General features: G+C 46.5%; 18 protein-coding genes and 2 tRNA genes. 14 read left to right on the top strand and 6 right to left on the bottom strand.

What is annotated here, in order from left to right; translation table 11 throughout:
• Window positions 1-18 precede the first annotated feature (18 nt).
• Window positions 19-699 (top strand): hypothetical protein, encoded by a 681-nt coding sequence (locus tag MHM95_RS00640; protein WP_045978707.1) that lies wholly within the window; start codon window positions 19-21, stop codon window positions 697-699.
• 52 nt (window positions 700-751) lie between these two features.
• Here the strand turns inward: MHM95_RS00640 and MHM95_RS00645 are convergent, their stop codons facing one another.
• The gene (locus tag MHM95_RS00645; protein WP_022943988.1) at window positions 752-1,111 is read right to left on the bottom strand and encodes a DUF3718 domain-containing protein; all 360 of its coding nucleotides are present in this window, start codon (window positions 1,109-1,111) and stop codon (window positions 752-754) included.
• A 441-nt stretch (window positions 1,112-1,552) separates the two neighbouring features.
• Here MHM95_RS00645 and MHM95_RS00650 point away from each other — a divergent pair, with 441 nt between their 5' ends.
• The 5 genes from MHM95_RS00650 to MHM95_RS00670 all read left to right on the top strand — a co-directional run bounded on the left by MHM95_RS00650 (window position 1,553) and on the right by MHM95_RS00670 (window position 6,883).
• Window positions 1,553-2,935: an amidohydrolase gene (locus MHM95_RS00650; protein WP_239383927.1), complete on the top strand. Its 1,383-nt coding sequence runs from the start codon at window positions 1,553-1,555 to the stop codon at window positions 2,933-2,935.
• 8 nt (window positions 2,936-2,943) lie between these two features.
• Window positions 2,944-4,164, top strand: coding sequence for an amidohydrolase family protein (locus MHM95_RS00655; RefSeq protein ID WP_026110976.1), 1,221 nt, complete (start codon window positions 2,944-2,946; stop codon window positions 4,162-4,164).
• Between the two features lie 339 nt (window positions 4,165-4,503).
• Window positions 4,504-4,935 (top strand): DUF6795 domain-containing protein, encoded by a 432-nt coding sequence (locus tag MHM95_RS00660; RefSeq protein ID WP_022943985.1) that lies wholly within the window; start codon window positions 4,504-4,506, stop codon window positions 4,933-4,935.
• Window positions 4,936-4,987: 52 nt separating this feature from the next.
• Window positions 4,988-6,154: a lipase family protein gene (locus MHM95_RS00665; protein ID WP_045978711.1), complete on the top strand. Its 1,167-nt coding sequence runs from the start codon at window positions 4,988-4,990 to the stop codon at window positions 6,152-6,154.
• Window positions 6,155-6,538: 384 nt separating this feature from the next.
• Window positions 6,539-6,883: a hypothetical protein gene (locus tag MHM95_RS00670; protein WP_239383928.1), complete on the top strand. Its 345-nt coding sequence runs from the start codon at window positions 6,539-6,541 to the stop codon at window positions 6,881-6,883.
• Window positions 6,884-6,885: 2 nt separating this feature from the next.
• On the opposite strand, the gene MHM95_RS00675 is transcribed toward MHM95_RS00670, so the two are convergent.
• Genes MHM95_RS00675 through MHM95_RS00695 form a run of 5 tightly spaced genes read right to left on the bottom strand, consistent with a single transcriptional unit; the run spans window position 6,886 to window position 8,923 of the window.
• Window positions 6,886-7,215 (bottom strand): TusE/DsrC/DsvC family sulfur relay protein, encoded by a 330-nt coding sequence (locus MHM95_RS00675; protein ID WP_239384269.1) that lies wholly within the window; start codon window positions 7,213-7,215, stop codon window positions 6,886-6,888.
• Between the two features lie 13 nt (window positions 7,216-7,228).
• The gene (locus MHM95_RS00680) at window positions 7,229-7,498 is read right to left on the bottom strand and encodes a DsrH/TusB family sulfur metabolism protein (RefSeq protein WP_022943982.1); all 270 of its coding nucleotides are present in this window, start codon (window positions 7,496-7,498) and stop codon (window positions 7,229-7,231) included.
• Window positions 7,495-7,851: a sulfurtransferase complex subunit TusC gene (tusC, locus tag MHM95_RS00685; RefSeq protein WP_239383929.1), complete on the bottom strand. Its 357-nt coding sequence runs from the start codon at window positions 7,849-7,851 to the stop codon at window positions 7,495-7,497. The genes MHM95_RS00680 and tusC overlap by 4 nt, the downstream gene beginning before the upstream one ends.
• Complete coding sequence (tusD, locus tag MHM95_RS00690) at window positions 7,848-8,201, bottom strand: sulfurtransferase complex subunit TusD (RefSeq protein ID WP_130145235.1); 354 nt, start codon at window positions 8,199-8,201, stop codon at window positions 7,848-7,850. Before tusD ends, tusC begins: the two co-directional genes overlap by 4 nt.
• A gap of 56 nt (window positions 8,202-8,257) precedes the next feature.
• Window positions 8,258-8,923 carry a Bax inhibitor-1/YccA family protein gene (locus MHM95_RS00695; protein WP_022943979.1) on the bottom strand — a complete coding sequence of 222 codons (666 nt, stop codon included), beginning with the start codon at window positions 8,921-8,923 and terminating at the stop codon, window positions 8,258-8,260.
• A 226-nt stretch (window positions 8,924-9,149) separates the two neighbouring features.
• On the opposite strand from MHM95_RS00695, the gene MHM95_RS00700 reads away from it, so the two are divergent.
• From MHM95_RS00700 to nhaC, 8 genes are all read left to right on the top strand, one after another.
• Window positions 9,150-9,240: transfer RNA gene (locus MHM95_RS00700), tRNA-Ser, on the top strand.
• Between the two features lie 44 nt (window positions 9,241-9,284).
• Window positions 9,285-9,375: transfer RNA gene (locus tag MHM95_RS00705), tRNA-Ser, on the top strand.
• Between the two features lie 116 nt (window positions 9,376-9,491).
• Window positions 9,492-9,878 carry a hypothetical protein gene (locus tag MHM95_RS00710; protein WP_239383930.1) on the top strand — a complete coding sequence of 129 codons (387 nt, stop codon included), beginning with the start codon at window positions 9,492-9,494 and terminating at the stop codon, window positions 9,876-9,878.
• A gap of 143 nt (window positions 9,879-10,021) precedes the next feature.
• On the top strand, window positions 10,022-10,480 hold the full coding sequence (locus MHM95_RS00715) for a GAF domain-containing protein (protein ID WP_022943977.1): 459 nt from the start codon (window positions 10,022-10,024) through the stop codon (window positions 10,478-10,480).
• The gene (locus tag MHM95_RS00720) at window positions 10,480-10,758 is read left to right on the top strand and encodes a hypothetical protein (RefSeq protein WP_022943976.1); all 279 of its coding nucleotides are present in this window, start codon (window positions 10,480-10,482) and stop codon (window positions 10,756-10,758) included. The genes MHM95_RS00715 and MHM95_RS00720 overlap by 1 nt, the downstream gene beginning before the upstream one ends.
• 15 nt (window positions 10,759-10,773) lie before the next feature.
• Complete coding sequence (gene proQ / locus MHM95_RS00725) at window positions 10,774-11,418, top strand: RNA chaperone ProQ (RefSeq protein ID WP_022943975.1); 645 nt, start codon at window positions 10,774-10,776, stop codon at window positions 11,416-11,418.
• Window positions 11,419-11,434: 16 nt separating this feature from the next.
• Window positions 11,435-13,465 (top strand): carboxy terminal-processing peptidase, encoded by a 2,031-nt coding sequence (gene prc, locus MHM95_RS00730; RefSeq protein ID WP_022943974.1) that lies wholly within the window; start codon window positions 11,435-11,437, stop codon window positions 13,463-13,465.
• Between the two features lie 142 nt (window positions 13,466-13,607).
• A complete protein-coding gene (nhaC, locus tag MHM95_RS00735) occupies window positions 13,608-15,083 on the top strand; it encodes a Na+/H+ antiporter NhaC (RefSeq protein ID WP_045978717.1) in 1,476 nt (491 codons plus the stop codon).
• The last annotated feature ends 41 nt before the right edge of the window (window positions 15,084-15,124 follow it).

The raw sequence follows: 15,124 nt of genomic DNA on the forward strand, positions 1-15,124 counted from the left end.
TTTAGAAGGAGTGAACGCGTGAATAAAAGCAGTGTAACGTCATTGATTGCCCTCATTGTTACATTAGTCGGGTGGCACCTAGAGCAGCCACTGTTGTTGAGCATGGGGTTATTTGCGTTATCAGGCGCACTAACCAATTGGCTTGCCGTGCATATGCTGTTCGAAAAAGTGCCGTTATTGTACGGCTCAGGTGTGGTGCAGATTAAATTTAATGCGTTTAAACAAGGGATACATGAGCTCATTGAAGAGCAGTTTCTATCTCCTGAGAACCTTAAAAAGGCCTCAGCGCAGATGCCAGCGCCGCAAATGGACGCATTAATTAACCATCTGGATATGTCGCTGGCTTTTGATAAGTTGGTACAGGTGATAGAGCAGTCACAGTTTGGGTCCATGCTCGGTATGTTTGGTGGTCGAGCAGCGCTCGAGCCGATGCGTGAGCCGTTTGCTGATAAAATGCGTGAGGCCATCGCAGAAATGCTACAAGATGAACAAACACGCGAGCAGATTATTGCGCAACTAGGCGGTGGTAGCGATTTGCAGGCGCAGGTTAAGCAACTGGTAAGCCAGCGCTTAGATGAGTTAACCCCAGCCATGGTCAAAGAGATTATTCAAACGATGATCCGCGCTCACTTAGGCTGGTTAGTGGTATGGGGAGGGGTCTTTGGCGGTGCGTTCGGTGCGCTTGCTTATTGGCTGTAAAAAAAGCCCGCATTGGCGGGCTTTACTTCCAGGGATGGAATCAAAGGTGATATTACTTTGAGCCGTACACCATAAAAGAATCGGTGTCGTTTTTGGCTGCTAAATCGCGAATAGAGGTTTCAGTTAGGCGCTCTATATTGAGTACTTTGAGGCTGCGATCGAAGCCATAGAGGCTGGCAAATTGGCGAACAGTTAAATCATTACACGCTAATTTGTTTTCCATGGTGTAGGTATTAACGTAATGTTCTTTCATGGAGCGGCGCAGTTTCAGAGGGCTGTTTTTAGTAATTGCCATACACAACTCGGTACCAGCGCTGTTATCGGCAGCTACAAATTTTGAGCTATCTGCAGAGGCTGTAGTTGAAAGTAGGCCAAGGGCCAAAGCGCTGGTTAATAATGCGGTGCGTTTCATTGTATTCTCCTTAGTACATTCGTCGGGTGCAATGTAAGTATGCGCCACATAATTGTTCATAGCATGAATAAGGTGTCTCCGAATGTAAGCATCTGTGTCAAGTGTGTCGAAGGGCGCAAAGCGCACCATTTTTCAAGGTATTGGCGACCCTATTTGGACACACTTTTTTTTGCTTTTTTTGTTGAAAAGGGTGACGCTTTTTCGAGTTTGACGGCTCATCCCCATCAGTCGCTGGGATTGTGTCACGGCAGATGTAACTGCGGGTGTCAGGATAACCCACTTCAAGGTGTTGGCACTGTTGTTTTTTATTTAATCATTTTTGCTAGGTATGTACCCATAACCCTCTCTTTTTTATCTCAGTTTACTGTTCATTAACCTTAAATTTTCGCATTTTGCGCAATGATTGGTTAAAGTTACGCAAAAAACGGAGTGATGAAAACAATGCGTAAATACACAGCAAGCCTAAGCGCTGTTGCAGTGGCGTTGGCAGTAGCCGGTTGCCAGCAAGACGGTCCGCAAGGCGAAAAAATATCTATCGAAAAGAACCCCTATCCAAGTACTTATCAGCCTATGCCACGTCAATCGACGTTGATCACCAATGCGACAGTATTAACGGGTGATGGTCAGCGCATCGATGCCGGTGATGTGTACATGGTTGATGGGCAAATTAAGCAGGTAGGCAAAGACCTGGACGTGCAAGCCGATGTCACCATCAACGCAGAAGGCAAATGGGTGACACCTGGTATCATTGATGTCCACTCCCACCTGGGTGCTTATCCAAGTCCAGCGGTAGAATCACACCAAGATGGTAATGAAATGACCAGCCCTAACACCGCAGCCGTGTGGGTAGAGCATTCAGTGTGGCCGCAAGACCCTGGATTTAATCGTGCCCGTGAAGGCGGGATCACCACTTTGCAGATTTTGCCCGGCTCAGCGAACTTATTCGGTGGGCGCAGCGTGACGCTAAAAAATGTACCGTCACACACTATGCAGGGAATGAAGTTTCCTGAGGCACCCTATGGCTTAAAAATGGCTTGTGGTGAGAACCCTAAGCGCGTTTATGGCAGTAAAGGTGTGTTGCCATCAACGCGAATGGGCAACATGGCGGGTTACCGAAAGGCGTGGATTGACGCAACTGAGTACAAGCGTGCTTGGGAGAAGTATGAAGCGGACTACGATGCGGGTAAGAACGTAGAAGCGCCTGAGCGTGATATTACGTTAGATACGCTCAGTGCGGTATTGGACGGTGACATCCTCATTCACAATCATTGCTATAAAGCTGAAGAAATGGCGATGATGATTGATTTAGGTAAAGAGTTTGGCTACCACTCAGGCACGTTCCACCATGGTATCGAGGCTTACAAAATCGCGGATTTACTCGCTGAGAATGGCAACTGTGCCGCACTGTGGCCAGATTGGTGGGGATTCAAAATGGAAGCCTATGACATGGTACAAGAGAATGTTGCCATCGTAGATGCGGTTAAAAATTCCTGCGCTATTGTGCATTCAGACTCTGACACCACAATTCAGCGCCTAAACCAAGAAGCGGCGAAAGTAATGTATCGCGCCAATGATAATGGCTTCGACATTGATGAAGCGCATGCTATTAAATGGATCACCTCAAATGCTGCAAAATCACTGGGCGTAGCAGATAAAACGGGTACCTTAAGCGCAGGCAAGCAAGCCGATGTGGTACTTTGGAATCAAAACCCATTCAGTGTGTATGCCAAAGCAGAGCAGGTGTTTATCGACGGTGCCAAAGTGTATGACCGTAACGATGAAAAATACCAAGCACAAAGTGACTTTATGTTAGGCCAACGCTAAGGAGTTGTATGATGAACTTATTTAAATTGACAGCAATTAGCGCCGCCTTCGTAATGAGCACGCAAACTTACGCTGAAAGCCTGGCGATTACCAATGCCACGGTCTATACCGCAGCACAGCAGGGCGTATTAAAAGACGCAACAGTGGTAATAGAAAACGGTAACATTGTTGCTGTGAACCCCAGTGAAGTGAGCGCCGATACCATTATTGATGCTGAGGATAAAATTCTCACACCGGGCTTTATTGGCTCGCTGAACGGCTTAGGCCTTGTGGAGGTCAGTGCCGTTGCAGACTCGCGTGATGGCGGTGATAAAAAAGCGACAATGACTTTCGACCCAAGCTTAGCGTTCAATCCGCGCTCAAGCTTAATCCCTTATGCACGCAAAGGCGGTATTACCAGCAATGTGATTGCACCCTACGGTGGCGATGATATTTTTGCCGGCCTGGCGTCATTGGTGTCGTTATCAGGCGAATTTGACAGTGTAACCCGCCAAGGCGTGGCCTTATATGTAAAGCTTGGAGCTAAACATGAAGGCTCACGTGCGCTGTCGTTGCAAACACTGATTGATACGCTAGAAAAGCACAGTGAACGTGATGAGGACGACGATAAGTCCAAAGGCAAAGAGGTAGAAATCCTCGATGCAGTCTTTGCCAAAGAGATCCCGCTAGTGATCGATGTGTCGCGGGCATCGGATATGTTAGAGCTGCTCAAAGTAAAAGCACGCTTTGATGTCGACATGGTTTTTGCCGGGGCGCAAGATGCCGTATTAATTACCGAGCAGCTTGCTGACAGTGATACACCTGTGGTGATCAGTGCCATGGATAACCTGCCAGGTAGTTTTGACTCGATGCACGCTCATTTAGAGAACGCTGCTAAATTGGAGCAAGCAGGCGTCACCGTGATCCTGACCATTGCTGGAGATAGCGCTCACAATTTGTATCAATTGCGCTTTGATGCGGGCAATGCCGTGTCATATGGCATGACAGCGCAAGGGGCACTGGCAGCGATCACCAGTAATGTTGCCTCGGCATTTAATTTAGATGTAGGGCAAATTGCGCCGGGTAAACCCGCTGATTTGGTACTTTGGAGTGCTGATCCGTTCGAGTTCAGTACTCGCATTGAAAAAGTGTGGATAAACGGTACTGAGGTCTCAACTCAGTCGCGCCATGATAAATTACGTGAGCGTTATACCACGGATAGTGAGATGCCAAGGGCTTACAGCAAATAAGTCATTAGTATGAAAAAGTATTAAAAGGCGCTATAAGAGCGCCTTTTTTTATGCCAAATAGTGATTGAGTTTTGCTCACAGTGTTGTTTACAATATGTGAACATACTCAAACAGGTTATCTGCGTAGTTTGCATTTAGCCAAGGAATGAATCGCGCTCAGGGAAGAATCGCCATACTGTGTAGGTATGTCCCCCTTCCTCGTTGCGCTTCACTATGTGGAGCTTCGCTTTGATAGACAATTCCAATGTTGAATCTGGGTCGTGGTACCGACAGCTTAAGCTCTCGGTCACTGTACTCGTTGGTATATCACTGTTAGTACTTTCTATAAAGGTATTCGCTATGTTCGGAATTTTTAAAAAACACACCGTACAGTTATCACCCGAAGTGTATGGCCAAGTGCAACACAACGGCGACGCGCTGGCGCACATGACCATTCACCGCGATATTAGTTATGGCGACGTTTACAGTGACAGTGTGACCACTGACGAGAAGGGCCGTTTTCACTTTGAAGAAAAGAATATTGAATCGTCAAAGCCGGGCAATATGTTCGATAACGAAGGCATCGCGCAAGCAATTTATGTCATTGTTGACGATAAGAAATACACGCTCTGGGGCACGTTGATTGGTCAAGTTGAAGGAAATGACATTGTTGCCGCCAAACTTAAAGATTTGCACTGTGATATAGGGCGTGAAGAAAAAATATACGACTTTGAATTTAAAGATGTACCGGGCAGATATCAAACTATTTATGGTGTTTGCAACTTAGACTGATCGCTGCGGTTTAGCGACGCAAAAAAATACTCATACAAGGAATTAAGTAATTATGAACACTCTTTCCCCGCGTCAGGCCTCTGAACTCGCCGCCATGGCGTACCGTGCTAAAGGTGCAAGTAAGGTGCTAGATGTGCGCTCTATCGTTGGCCCTAATCTACGTAACTCGTTTGAGTTTGTCACCGGTGACAGTGTTGTTGACGGTGTCTCAGGTGGTTTTTTCTCTCATCTGTTCGGCTTAAGCACGGGCTTTGCTTTTGTTGGTAAAGGCATCAACGAGTTTGCCGGCGATAGCGTTATTGCGATTCGTGGTACTGCCTCATTACGTGATGGACTGACAGACTTAAACTGTGGTCTTAGCGCCAGCAGCAGTAATAAAATGGTACACGCCGGATTTAATAAAACCTTCAACTCCATGAAGCAGGCGTTTGCTCAGTTTGTTGATAGTAACCGCAAAGCCGGCAACACAGGTGTTGTGCATTGTGTTGGCCACAGCTTAGGCGGGGCGTTGGCACAATTGACCGCTGATTGGGTGAATACCGAGTATTCTTTGCCAACTAAACTATATACCTTTGGCGCACCGCGTGTAGGTAAGACCGATTTTGCCCGCTCAACCACTACGAAGCTAGAGAATATATACCGCTCTACTCATGGTGCCGATCCGGTTCCTAAAGTGCCGCTTTGGCCTTTTATTCACGCGCCGTTTAATGGCAGTGAATTCCGCCTCGACGATGGCCAAGGCCTTAACGTGTCGGCCCATAAGCTCGATGGCACTCCGGGTTACTTAAATACCGCTAGCGCCAGTGACTGGTCCACCTTAAAGCAGCGCTCAGATAATTTCTTGAGCCAGCCTGTGCGTCTTCGTTTTGAAGACAGAGCTCAGGCTTCATTCTCAAGCCATTGGGCGGATAAAATAAGCTCAGCATTGATCACCTTGTTGAAAGACTCCGGCTATTACACGGCAGTGGTAACGCAAGCAGCGATCAGCAGCTCGTTGACGTTTTACGATATGGTCGCGCGTACCTTAGAACAGGTAGCGAAGGCATCTGCGCGTTTTGCCGAGCAAACCTTGGGTTTATTAGGGCATATGCTGGTTTTCGCGGGCAAGGTTGTGGGCAAAGCGTTTGAGCTAACTTATAACATGATTAAGTGGGTCTTTGACTCGACCATGGGAGCCCTGTATCGCAGTGTGCGTGGCGCCCTTAATGGCTTAGATTAAGCTAGAGGAGGACTCTATGAGGTTCAAATTTTTAGCGAAGCTATTTTTTTGGTTACTCATAATTGGAAATTCATTGGCTACCGCAATACCGTTTTCAGCTTACCAAGGAATGGAGCAGTCTTACTTTTCTATGGCTGTTAATATTGCATCTACAGTAGCGACATTTTTTGCGGTCATTGCTTTATACGGTATAGGCTATGAACGCAAAATCTTCACTGGGAGCAAGCTGAAGTTAATAGGTTGTAGTTATCTTGCCTCTAGTATTTGTTTGATTTTTGCGCCCGTTATTATTTACTGGGAGCAGGAGGCAAACATAACGATAGATATCATCGTTTTCACCTTGACTGACCTAATAATTTTTTATGTGATAATGGAGAACTCAAAATGGAACTTAAAAGTACCGAAAAGGGACGCTTCGCTGCCTTCCTGAAGGACTTGAGAACTGCATCGCCCTTAACCACCTTAATAACAATGGGTGTGGAGCAGATATTTGCTAAAGAAGAAGCAGAGAAAACCTATCGTGTGGTGGTTCCCCGAATTAAGAAGGAGCTTAAGGGTGGGGCCGATTACGGAAACGAAGATATTCAGGAAGGTATAAGTTTGGTGCTTGGACTATCCCCTTTCGGCGCAAAGCGAAGAAACTTTAAAAGGTGGTATGTTGGCTCAAAAGAAAAGTTTATGAGCCTGCCAGATGACCCTGACAAGCTCAGCATAGCTTGTTGGTGGTAAGGTTAAATACACCGAGCCGGTTTGGGTAAACCGGCTATTTTAGTCGCTTGTTTTGCCGCCCCCTTGGGAAAGAGCTTATACAAGTATTTGCTATTACCCTTGTCCTCTCCCAATTTCTTTGCCATGGCCTTTACCAGCATACGAATCGCTGGGCTGGTATCAAATTCCTGATAAAAGTCACGGACAAACATCACCACTTCCCAATGCGCCTCTGTGAGTTCAATGTTCTCTTGCGCGGCGATAACTGGAGCTAACTCTTTCTGCCACTGGCTACTATCGAGCAGATAGCCTTGTTTGTCTGTTGCTATTTCTTGGCCGTTGAATTCAATCATGTTGCTCACTGATTTACTCACTGATTGTTCGTTGGTATTGTAAGGTCAATTCGACCCACTGCGCATCGTTAATCACGGTGACACCTGTTGTGCGATGGTGCCCGCCACAGGCATTCACATCTTGCTCAAGGGCATAAGTGGCCACACCCAGCCCTACAAAAGCCGATGCATTGTAACAGGCCTCAGCGCGTAGTAACACGCCGTCTTCCTTGCTAATGATGCTGCTCAGAGTAGGGTGCTCGCTAAGTGCACTACGCACGATGAATAATGTACCCTTGCTCATAAAGTCACTACCTTATCCACGTGCTTGATTAATGCACGCTTGTCATTGTCATAGGCGATTTGCACCTCTATCGCCAAGTCATCTGTGCTCAAGCTATGCTCGTTCAGCGCATCGGCGCACACATAGACAGATTCAATATCATAGATTTCCAACATGCCGATGGCTTTAGTGAAGTCTTTTTGTTGCTGCGCACTGGGGCGTTGATTTTTCACTAGTGAGAGTACCGCTGCACCTTCTAGTAACCAGGTAACCTGCTGATCAATAGCGGCGAAAATAAGGACCATATCTAAGGACTCGCGCAGACTTTGCTGATGATAGGGCCCGTGTTTAGAGATGACTAAGATGTTATTCATTTGAATTGTACCCACCTGTCGGCGTCAGTGGCGAGCATGGCAAACTCTGCAAGTCCCGAGACGGTAAATAGTTTAACCTGCTCGGTGTCAATGCCACGCTTGTTAGCTGCGGTGATACACAGGCTCAATTCAATTCCGCTATCAAAGAGCTGCTGCCACAGCGCTGCGACATCGAATTCATCGCTACTGACATCGAACTGATCCAGCGCATGATAAACCCCATCTTGATAGAGAAAAATCGTTTTTATTTGGTGCCCAAGCGAGAGGGCATTGTCAACAAAGCGTTTGAGCGCCACCAAAGTGATGGCATCACTCGGTGCGCTATGCAGTGATAATACGAAGCTGGCCAAATTACATCCACAAAAAAGCCCCAATGAATGGGGCTCATTTTAGCAAATATTGCTAATTAGTCATCAGCTGCGCCAAGTAGGTGCAGTAACGAAGTGAATAAGTTATATACGTTTAGGTACAACGCCACAGTTGCACGCACGTAGTTAGTTTCACCACCGTTAATGATGCGGCTGGTATCAAACAGGATGAGGCCTGACATGATAAGCACAACGGCTGCATTAGTGACCATGAACACCATCGAGCTACCGATAAAGATATTAACGATGCTGGTGATAATCACAACAACCAAGCCAACCATCAAAAAACCGCCCATAAAGGAGAAGTCTTTCTTAGTCGTGAGTGCATAAGCAGAAAGACCAAAGAAGATCAGCGCCGTTGAGCCAAGTGCTTGCATGATCAACATTGGGCCGTTTGCCATCGCAGCATAGTGGTTCAACATCGGACCGAGGCCGAAACCAAGAATACCGGTAAAGGCAAAGGTCAGTAGCACACCCGCTGAAGAGTCTGCTTTTTTGTTGATAATGAACAACATGCCGAGGGCAATCAGTGAACAAACGATACCGGTAAAGAACGGTGGGTTAAGCGCCATTGAAATACCCGCTGTCACAGCACTAAATGCCAACGTCATCGCGAGTAAAAAGTAAGTGTTTTTTAAAACCTTATTTGTCTCAATGGTCGACATCACCGGCTTAGCCGAGCTGTACGAGTTATTAAACGCCATTGTGAAACTCCTTAAATTGAAATCGATCCTCGAAGTACCCGAGGGCACCTGAGTTAAAGATTACCAAGTCTTCTATATATGGGCAAACCTTTACCTTTCAATAGACTGCAAAATTCGCAAATTGTTCGATTGCTGTGCGATTGTGATAAAAAATAGCCATTTAGAACATTATTTTAAAATAACACTTCACAAACGTCAGGCATTTCACTAATATGCACGCCGCTGCGGAGAGATGGCAGAGCGGTTGAATGCACCGGTCTTGAAAACCGGCATGGGTTAATAGCCCATCTAGGGTTCGAATCCCTATCTCTCCGCCACTTAATTTTTATTTAGGTGACGCAGTTATCTAAGTACCGCTTCAGGAGAGATGGCAGAGCGGTTGAATGCACCGGTCTTGAAAACCGGCATGGGTTAATAGCCCATCTAGGGTTCGAATCCCTATCTCTCCGCCACTATTAAAGGCCTCAGCATATGCTGAGGCCTTTTTGCTTTCTACGACTAACGTCGCTATTGGCAGGATTTTGCAGATCTGCAATGCTTTCATAAATCATGTTCAGCAGTCAGCATTATGAAACACACCCTCGCAAAAGCAGTTTTATATTCCTTATTAGCACCGGTATTGATTGGTGTGGTGTTAGGCATTTATTACGCCTTAGGGGCACAGCAAAACGGTGCGCAGCTATTTTTTGCCGTATTACTATCTGCTATTGCTAACGCCCATATCTTGGGACTGGCGATGGCTGTGTTTGTCGTCCCCGGCTATTTGCTGATGTATAAGTACAATAAAGTGCATTACGGCGGCGTACTCACATTAGGTCTACTAGGAGGGGCGTTGTTCAGTTATGCTTTTGGCGCGCAGGCGGGGTTTTTACTCATTGTCAACGCACTGATGGCGGCACTTGGAAGTGGACTGTTCTTGTTTGCCCTGCGCCGGGGCAGCGCCCGCGAAGCTTAATCTTACCTATCTTCATGGCGTAAAAATAATCAATCAGCGTTTTTTCAAGCGACTGCATCACTTTTTTCATGATAAAAGGTTTCATTTGCGCGCCACAAAGAGTACCTTAAACACTGCGTATTCTATGTGAAGTAGTAGTGTGAATGAGTAAAGAAGCCTTTTATGAATCCCTGACACAGCAAGCACTCGCGCTGGTCAGTGATGAAACCAATCAAATTGCTAATATGGCGAACATTAGTGCGCTGTTATTTATGTCTTTAGAGGATATAAACTGGGCAGGGTTTTACATTTTGGAGTCGCCACAACAAATGGTGTTAGGGCCGTTCCAAGGAAAACCAGCGTGTGTACGCATTGAAGTTGGAAAAGGTGTGTGTGGTACTGCTGTTGCTGAAGACACCACTCAACTGGTAACTGACGTTCATCAATTCCCCGGGCATATCGCCTGCGATGCGGCGTCAAACTCTGAAGTTGTGGTGGTGGTGAAAAAGCAAGGAAATGCCATTGCCGTTCTTGACATCGACAGCCCGACAGTGGGACGGTTCGATGAGCAAGATAAGCAGGGCCTTGAGAAGCTAGTTCACAGCATCGAAAAATACCTGTAATGAAAGACTTACTTAGTGTACATGACTACCTTTTCGCACAGTCCGATATTGGCGACTGGGAAGGGGAAGAGGAGTTCGTTACTGAGCGTTACAACGAACTAATCCACCATGCATGGGAACGCTTGGATGATGATCTAAGCTGCGAACGCATAGATGAAATAATTAATGGTATTTGGGAGCAATTACGCGGAGACACCGCGCTTCTCGATGCTGAACACGAAGAATTAATGGACTGGGTTGAACACTATGTCGACTCGGCGCAAGACGAGCAGATGTAAATTTAAGGTTTAGAAATGGAAACCACAAACAAGCTAAAAGACATAAACGAAGTATTGGAATTCCTGTACCAGGAATTTCCCAATTGTTTTAAACAAAAAGAAGGCATTAAGCCACTTAAAGTCGGTATTTTTAAAGACATTGCTGAGCGTATTGAAGGCAGTGAAAAGGTCAGCAAAACGCAAGTTCGTCAAGCGTTGAGAAAGTACACTTCACACTGGCGCTACCTTGAAGCGGTTGTTAACAACGAATACCGCGTTGATTTAGATGGCAACCAAGCAGAAAAAGTAGAGCAAGAGCACGTTGAGCATGCAAAAACTGCGCTTGAGCAAAGCCGCGCAAAAATGGCTAAACGTAAAAAGCCTGCTCGTGGTGCTAAAGACGGTGATACAAAGGGTTACAAAAAACGTCCAAGTGGACCTGGTAAGCCTCACCCTAAAGGCGCTAAAGTCAAAAAGAATGCAGAACCTGCACCGCGTCGTAGTAACAAAGTTGAACCTTTGCCAAGCGACAAGGTCAAGGCTAATACCAAAGTTAAAGTTAAACTAGGTCAGGCGCTAGTCAACGGTACTATCACTGAAGTCAACAAAGATGATATCCACGTTGAATTAGTCACCGGCATGCAGGTAAAAACTAAAGCAGATAGCTTATACCTAGTATAAAAAGAAGGAGTTGTGCATGAGTAAGTCGTTTTCACTCATCCCACTGGTCGCTGCCCTTGTAGCAGCACCGGCCTTAGCCTCACTGGACAAGGTCACCATGGCTGATTTGCCGACCCTACAGCAGGAGTCGCAACACAGTACAGCAAGTAAACGAGTGACGAATCTCTTCACACGTGCACACTACAAGCCAATACGATTCAATGATGAACTGTCGGAGCAAATGTACGACCGTTACATTGAATCGTTGGATTTCAATCGCACTATCTTCCTAGAGCAGGACATTGCTAAGTACGAGCAATATCGTGATAAGTTTGATAATGCGTTGAAATCCGGCAAACTCGATTTTGCCTATGACTTATTTAACCTTAGTATGAAGCGTCGTTTCGAGCGCTACGACTATTCATTGTCTTTACTTGAGAATGAATTTGACTTCACTAAGGACGACAAATATTACTTTGACCGTGAACAGGCGCCCTATGCGAAAACGCAGGAAGAACTCAATGAGTTATGGCGACAAAAGGTCAAATACGATGCGCTGCGTTTGAAGCTGACCGGCAAAGACTGGGAAGGCATCAAAGAGGTATTGGAAAAACGCTATACCTACACCTTAAAACGCTTAGTGCAAACAAAAAGCGAAGACGCTTTCCAAATTATTATGAACGCGTTCGCGCGTTCTATTGAAGCTCATACTTCCTATTTATCACCACGACGTGCTGAGCAGTTCAAGATGGACATGGATCTTGAACTCGAAGGCATTGGCGCGGTCCTCAGTTACGATGAAGACTACACCGTTATTCGCTCCCTAGTGCCCGGCGGCCCAGCGGATAAAACCGGTGAAATCAGCCCCGAAGACCGCATCGTCGGTGTTGCTCAAGGGGAAGACGATTTTGTTGATGTGATCGGTTGGCGTTTAGATGATGTCGTTGATCTAATTAAAGGCCCTAAAGGCACTGTGGTTCGGTTGCAGTACCTAGAGGGTAAAGACGACCACGGCATGCCCAAAGTCGTAGAGATCACGCGTGATAAAGTGCGTCTTGAAGATCGTGCAGCGAAATCGAGTGTGTTCGAAGCCAGCTATTCTGAGCTGACCAGCAAAATTGGCGTGATTGAAATCCCAGGCTTCTATAACAACCTCTCTGAGGATGTTAAAGGCGAGCTGGTCAAGTTAAAAGAGCAAAAAGTAGATGGCGTAGTTATTGATTTACGCCAAAATGGTGGCGGCTCCTTGTACGAAGCCACCAAGCTGACAGGCTTGTTTATCGATCAAGGGCCGGTGGTGCAAATTCATACTCTTAACGGGCGAATTGAGCAGCAAAAAGACCGAGATGGTGTGACCTATTATGATGGTCCATTGACTGTATTAGTGGACCGTTACAGCGCATCGGCATCGGAAATTTTCGCGGCGGCTATGCAAGATTACGGTCGTGCGGTGATCATTGGCGAGCAAACCTTTGGTAAGGGCACGGTGCAGCAACACCGAGGCTTGGGACGCAACTACGACTTGTACGACAACCCACTAGGTAGCGTGCAGTACACCATCGCTAAGTTCTACCGTATTGATGGTGGCAGTACCCAGCACAAAGGCGTGGTCCCTGATATTGAGTTGCCTTCTCCGATAGACCCCGCAGAGTGGGGAGAGAGCCAAGAAGACAACGCGTTGCCATGGGATAGCATTGTCCGTGCTAATTACGCGATGGTCGATACCCTTGATGGCACCATCAATTATTTGGCGAAGGAGCACGATAAGCGTGTTGCCAGTGAGCCTGAGTTCAATTATGTGATGCAAGACATCAAAAAGTACAAAGAAGAGAAAGATCGTAAATTCATCTCTTTGAATGAGAAAGAGCGTCTTGACCAACGTGATGAGCGCAAAGAGCTTGCTTTGAAGCGCACCAACGAGCGGCTTGCGCGTCTAGGTTTGGAAAAAGTGGAAGACGTTGATGATGCCCCTGAGGTATTAGATGAATTCGACCCATTCTTGGAAGAGGCGGCGTTGATCACCCAAGATTATATTAAACAAGGGCGCTTGGCGAAGAACAATAAGTAACCAAAAACCACGAAAAAGGGCGCTTTGAGCGCCCTTTTTGTCGTTTAGACGGTGTTAAAAATGTTTTCCTCTGGTACTCTTTGCGCTGATAATAACAATAACCCTCGTGTGTCGTGCTTAAGGCGAGGGCAGGAGAATCATTGTGACAACCACCAAAGAAGCCAAGTTTCTTGATGCATTGATCCCCATCGTCGTGCTTATTTGTTTGCTCGGCGCAGCGGTGTATCTCTATGGTGACAGCTCGTCGTCAGGCCCCAATCAAATAGCCTTACTGTTTGCGACGTTCACCGCAGCATTGATCGGTTTAAAAAACGGCTATACCTGGAAAACCCTAGAAGAAGCGATGATTAAAGGCATCACCATCTCCTTGGGCGCTATATTAATACTGTTGATGGTCGGTGCCTTGATTGGCACTTGGCTGCTATCGGGCACCGTGCCGACGCTCATTTATTACGGTCTACAAATTATTAACCCGCATTGGTTTTATGCCGCAAGCTGCGTTATATGCGGAATTGTGGCGATGAGTATCGGCAGTTCTTGGACTACCGCAGCCACCATAGGTGTGGCCTTACTCGGGGTAGCCAATGGGTTAGACTTAGATCCTGTGGTCACCGCCGGTGCGGTTATATCCGGTGCTTACTTTGGTGACAAGCTCAGCCCACTATCGGAGACCACTAACCTTGCGCCAGCAGTGGCAGGGGCCGACTTATTCACTCATATCCATCACATGCTCTGGACCACGGTCCCGAGTTTTGTGATAGCCGTGATCATTTTCATCTTTATGGGCTTTAATGCCGATGTGAGCAGTGATACCGCAGGCATAGATAACATGGTTGGGCTGTTGCAGGACAACTTTAACATTAGCATCGTCAACTTGGTGCCTTTAGTGGTGTTGTTGGCACTGGCTATTCGCAAAATGCCGGCATTCCCGGCAATTTCTATTGGGGCAGTATTAGGCGCGGTGTGGGCGCTGCTGTTCCAAGGCGAATTATTAGCCAGCCAAGTGGATGTCTCCCAAGGCCAATTAGTTGGCTATTTTAAGCTAGTTTGGGCAACCTTTTTTGATGGTTTTGCTATTCAAACTGGCAATGCAAAAATGGATAGCTTGCTCTCCGGCGGCGGCATGTCGGGGATGTTGACTACCACTTGGCTCATTATGATGGCGTTGATGTTCGGCGCTATCATGGAAAAGACCGGCCTGCTAGATGTGTTTGTGCGCAGCATCTTAAAAATAGCTAAATCCACAGGTTCGCTTATCGCATCCACTATCGCCACATGTATCGGTACCAATTTAGTTGCTGCTGATCAGTACATTGCTATTGTCGTGCCGGGTCGAATGTTTAAAGAAGAATACAAAAAACGGGGTTTACGCCCAGTGAATTTGTCACGTACGTTAGAAGATGGCGGCACTATAACCAGCCCACTTATCCCTTGGAATACCTGTGGTGCCTACATGCAAAGTGTACTGCTAATTAACCCATTTGATTACGCTCTATACGCCTTCTTTAATTTGATTAATCCAGTGTTAGCAGTGATCTATGCTTATTTCGGTATTAAGATTTTAAAGCTAGAGCCAAAACACTTACAGCCTGAAACACAAGCGCAACGTAGCGAATAACCTATAATGTGGGCATCACCTGATGCCCACTATGAGCAACA

This window comes from Pseudoalteromonas sp. CnMc7-15, assembly GCF_022347925.1.
Classification (GTDB): domain Bacteria; phylum Pseudomonadota; class Gammaproteobacteria; order Enterobacterales; family Alteromonadaceae; genus Pseudoalteromonas; species Pseudoalteromonas ruthenica.

Bases quoted from the DNA above. Each gene is read 5' to 3' on its own strand.
- MHM95_RS00645 (WP_022943988.1), bottom strand. From the start codon at position 1,111: ATGAAACGCACCGCATTATTAACCAGCGCTTTGGCCCTTGGCCTACTT.
- MHM95_RS00650 (WP_239383927.1), top strand. From the start codon at position 1,553: ATGCGTAAATACACAGCAAGCCTAAGCGCTGTTGCAGTGGCGTTGGCA.
- MHM95_RS00655 (WP_026110976.1), top strand. From the start codon at position 2,944: ATGATGAACTTATTTAAATTGACAGCAATTAGCGCCGCCTTCGTAATG.
- MHM95_RS00660 (WP_022943985.1), top strand. From the start codon at position 4,504: ATGTTCGGAATTTTTAAAAAACACACCGTACAGTTATCACCCGAAGTG.
- MHM95_RS00665 (WP_045978711.1), top strand. From the start codon at position 4,988: ATGAACACTCTTTCCCCGCGTCAGGCCTCTGAACTCGCCGCCATGGCG.
- MHM95_RS00670 (WP_239383928.1), top strand. From the start codon at position 6,539: ATGGAACTTAAAAGTACCGAAAAGGGACGCTTCGCTGCCTTCCTGAAG.
- MHM95_RS00675 (WP_239384269.1), bottom strand. From the start codon at position 7,215: ATGATTGAATTCAACGGCCAAGAAATAGCAACAGACAAACAAGGCTAT.
- MHM95_RS00680 (WP_022943982.1), bottom strand. From the start codon at position 7,498: ATGAGCAAGGGTACATTATTCATCGTGCGTAGTGCACTTAGCGAGCAC.
- tusC (WP_239383929.1), bottom strand. From the start codon at position 7,851: ATGAATAACATCTTAGTCATCTCTAAACACGGGCCCTATCATCAGCAA.
- MHM95_RS00695 (WP_022943979.1), bottom strand. From the start codon at position 8,923: ATGGCGTTTAATAACTCGTACAGCTCGGCTAAGCCGGTGATGTCGACC.
- MHM95_RS00710 (WP_239383930.1), top strand. From the start codon at position 9,492: ATGAAACACACCCTCGCAAAAGCAGTTTTATATTCCTTATTAGCACCG.
- MHM95_RS00715 (WP_022943977.1), top strand. From the start codon at position 10,022: ATGAGTAAAGAAGCCTTTTATGAATCCCTGACACAGCAAGCACTCGCG.
- MHM95_RS00720 (WP_022943976.1), top strand. From the start codon at position 10,480: ATGAAAGACTTACTTAGTGTACATGACTACCTTTTCGCACAGTCCGAT.
- proQ (WP_022943975.1), top strand. From the start codon at position 10,774: ATGGAAACCACAAACAAGCTAAAAGACATAAACGAAGTATTGGAATTC.
- prc (WP_022943974.1), top strand. From the start codon at position 11,435: ATGAGTAAGTCGTTTTCACTCATCCCACTGGTCGCTGCCCTTGTAGCA.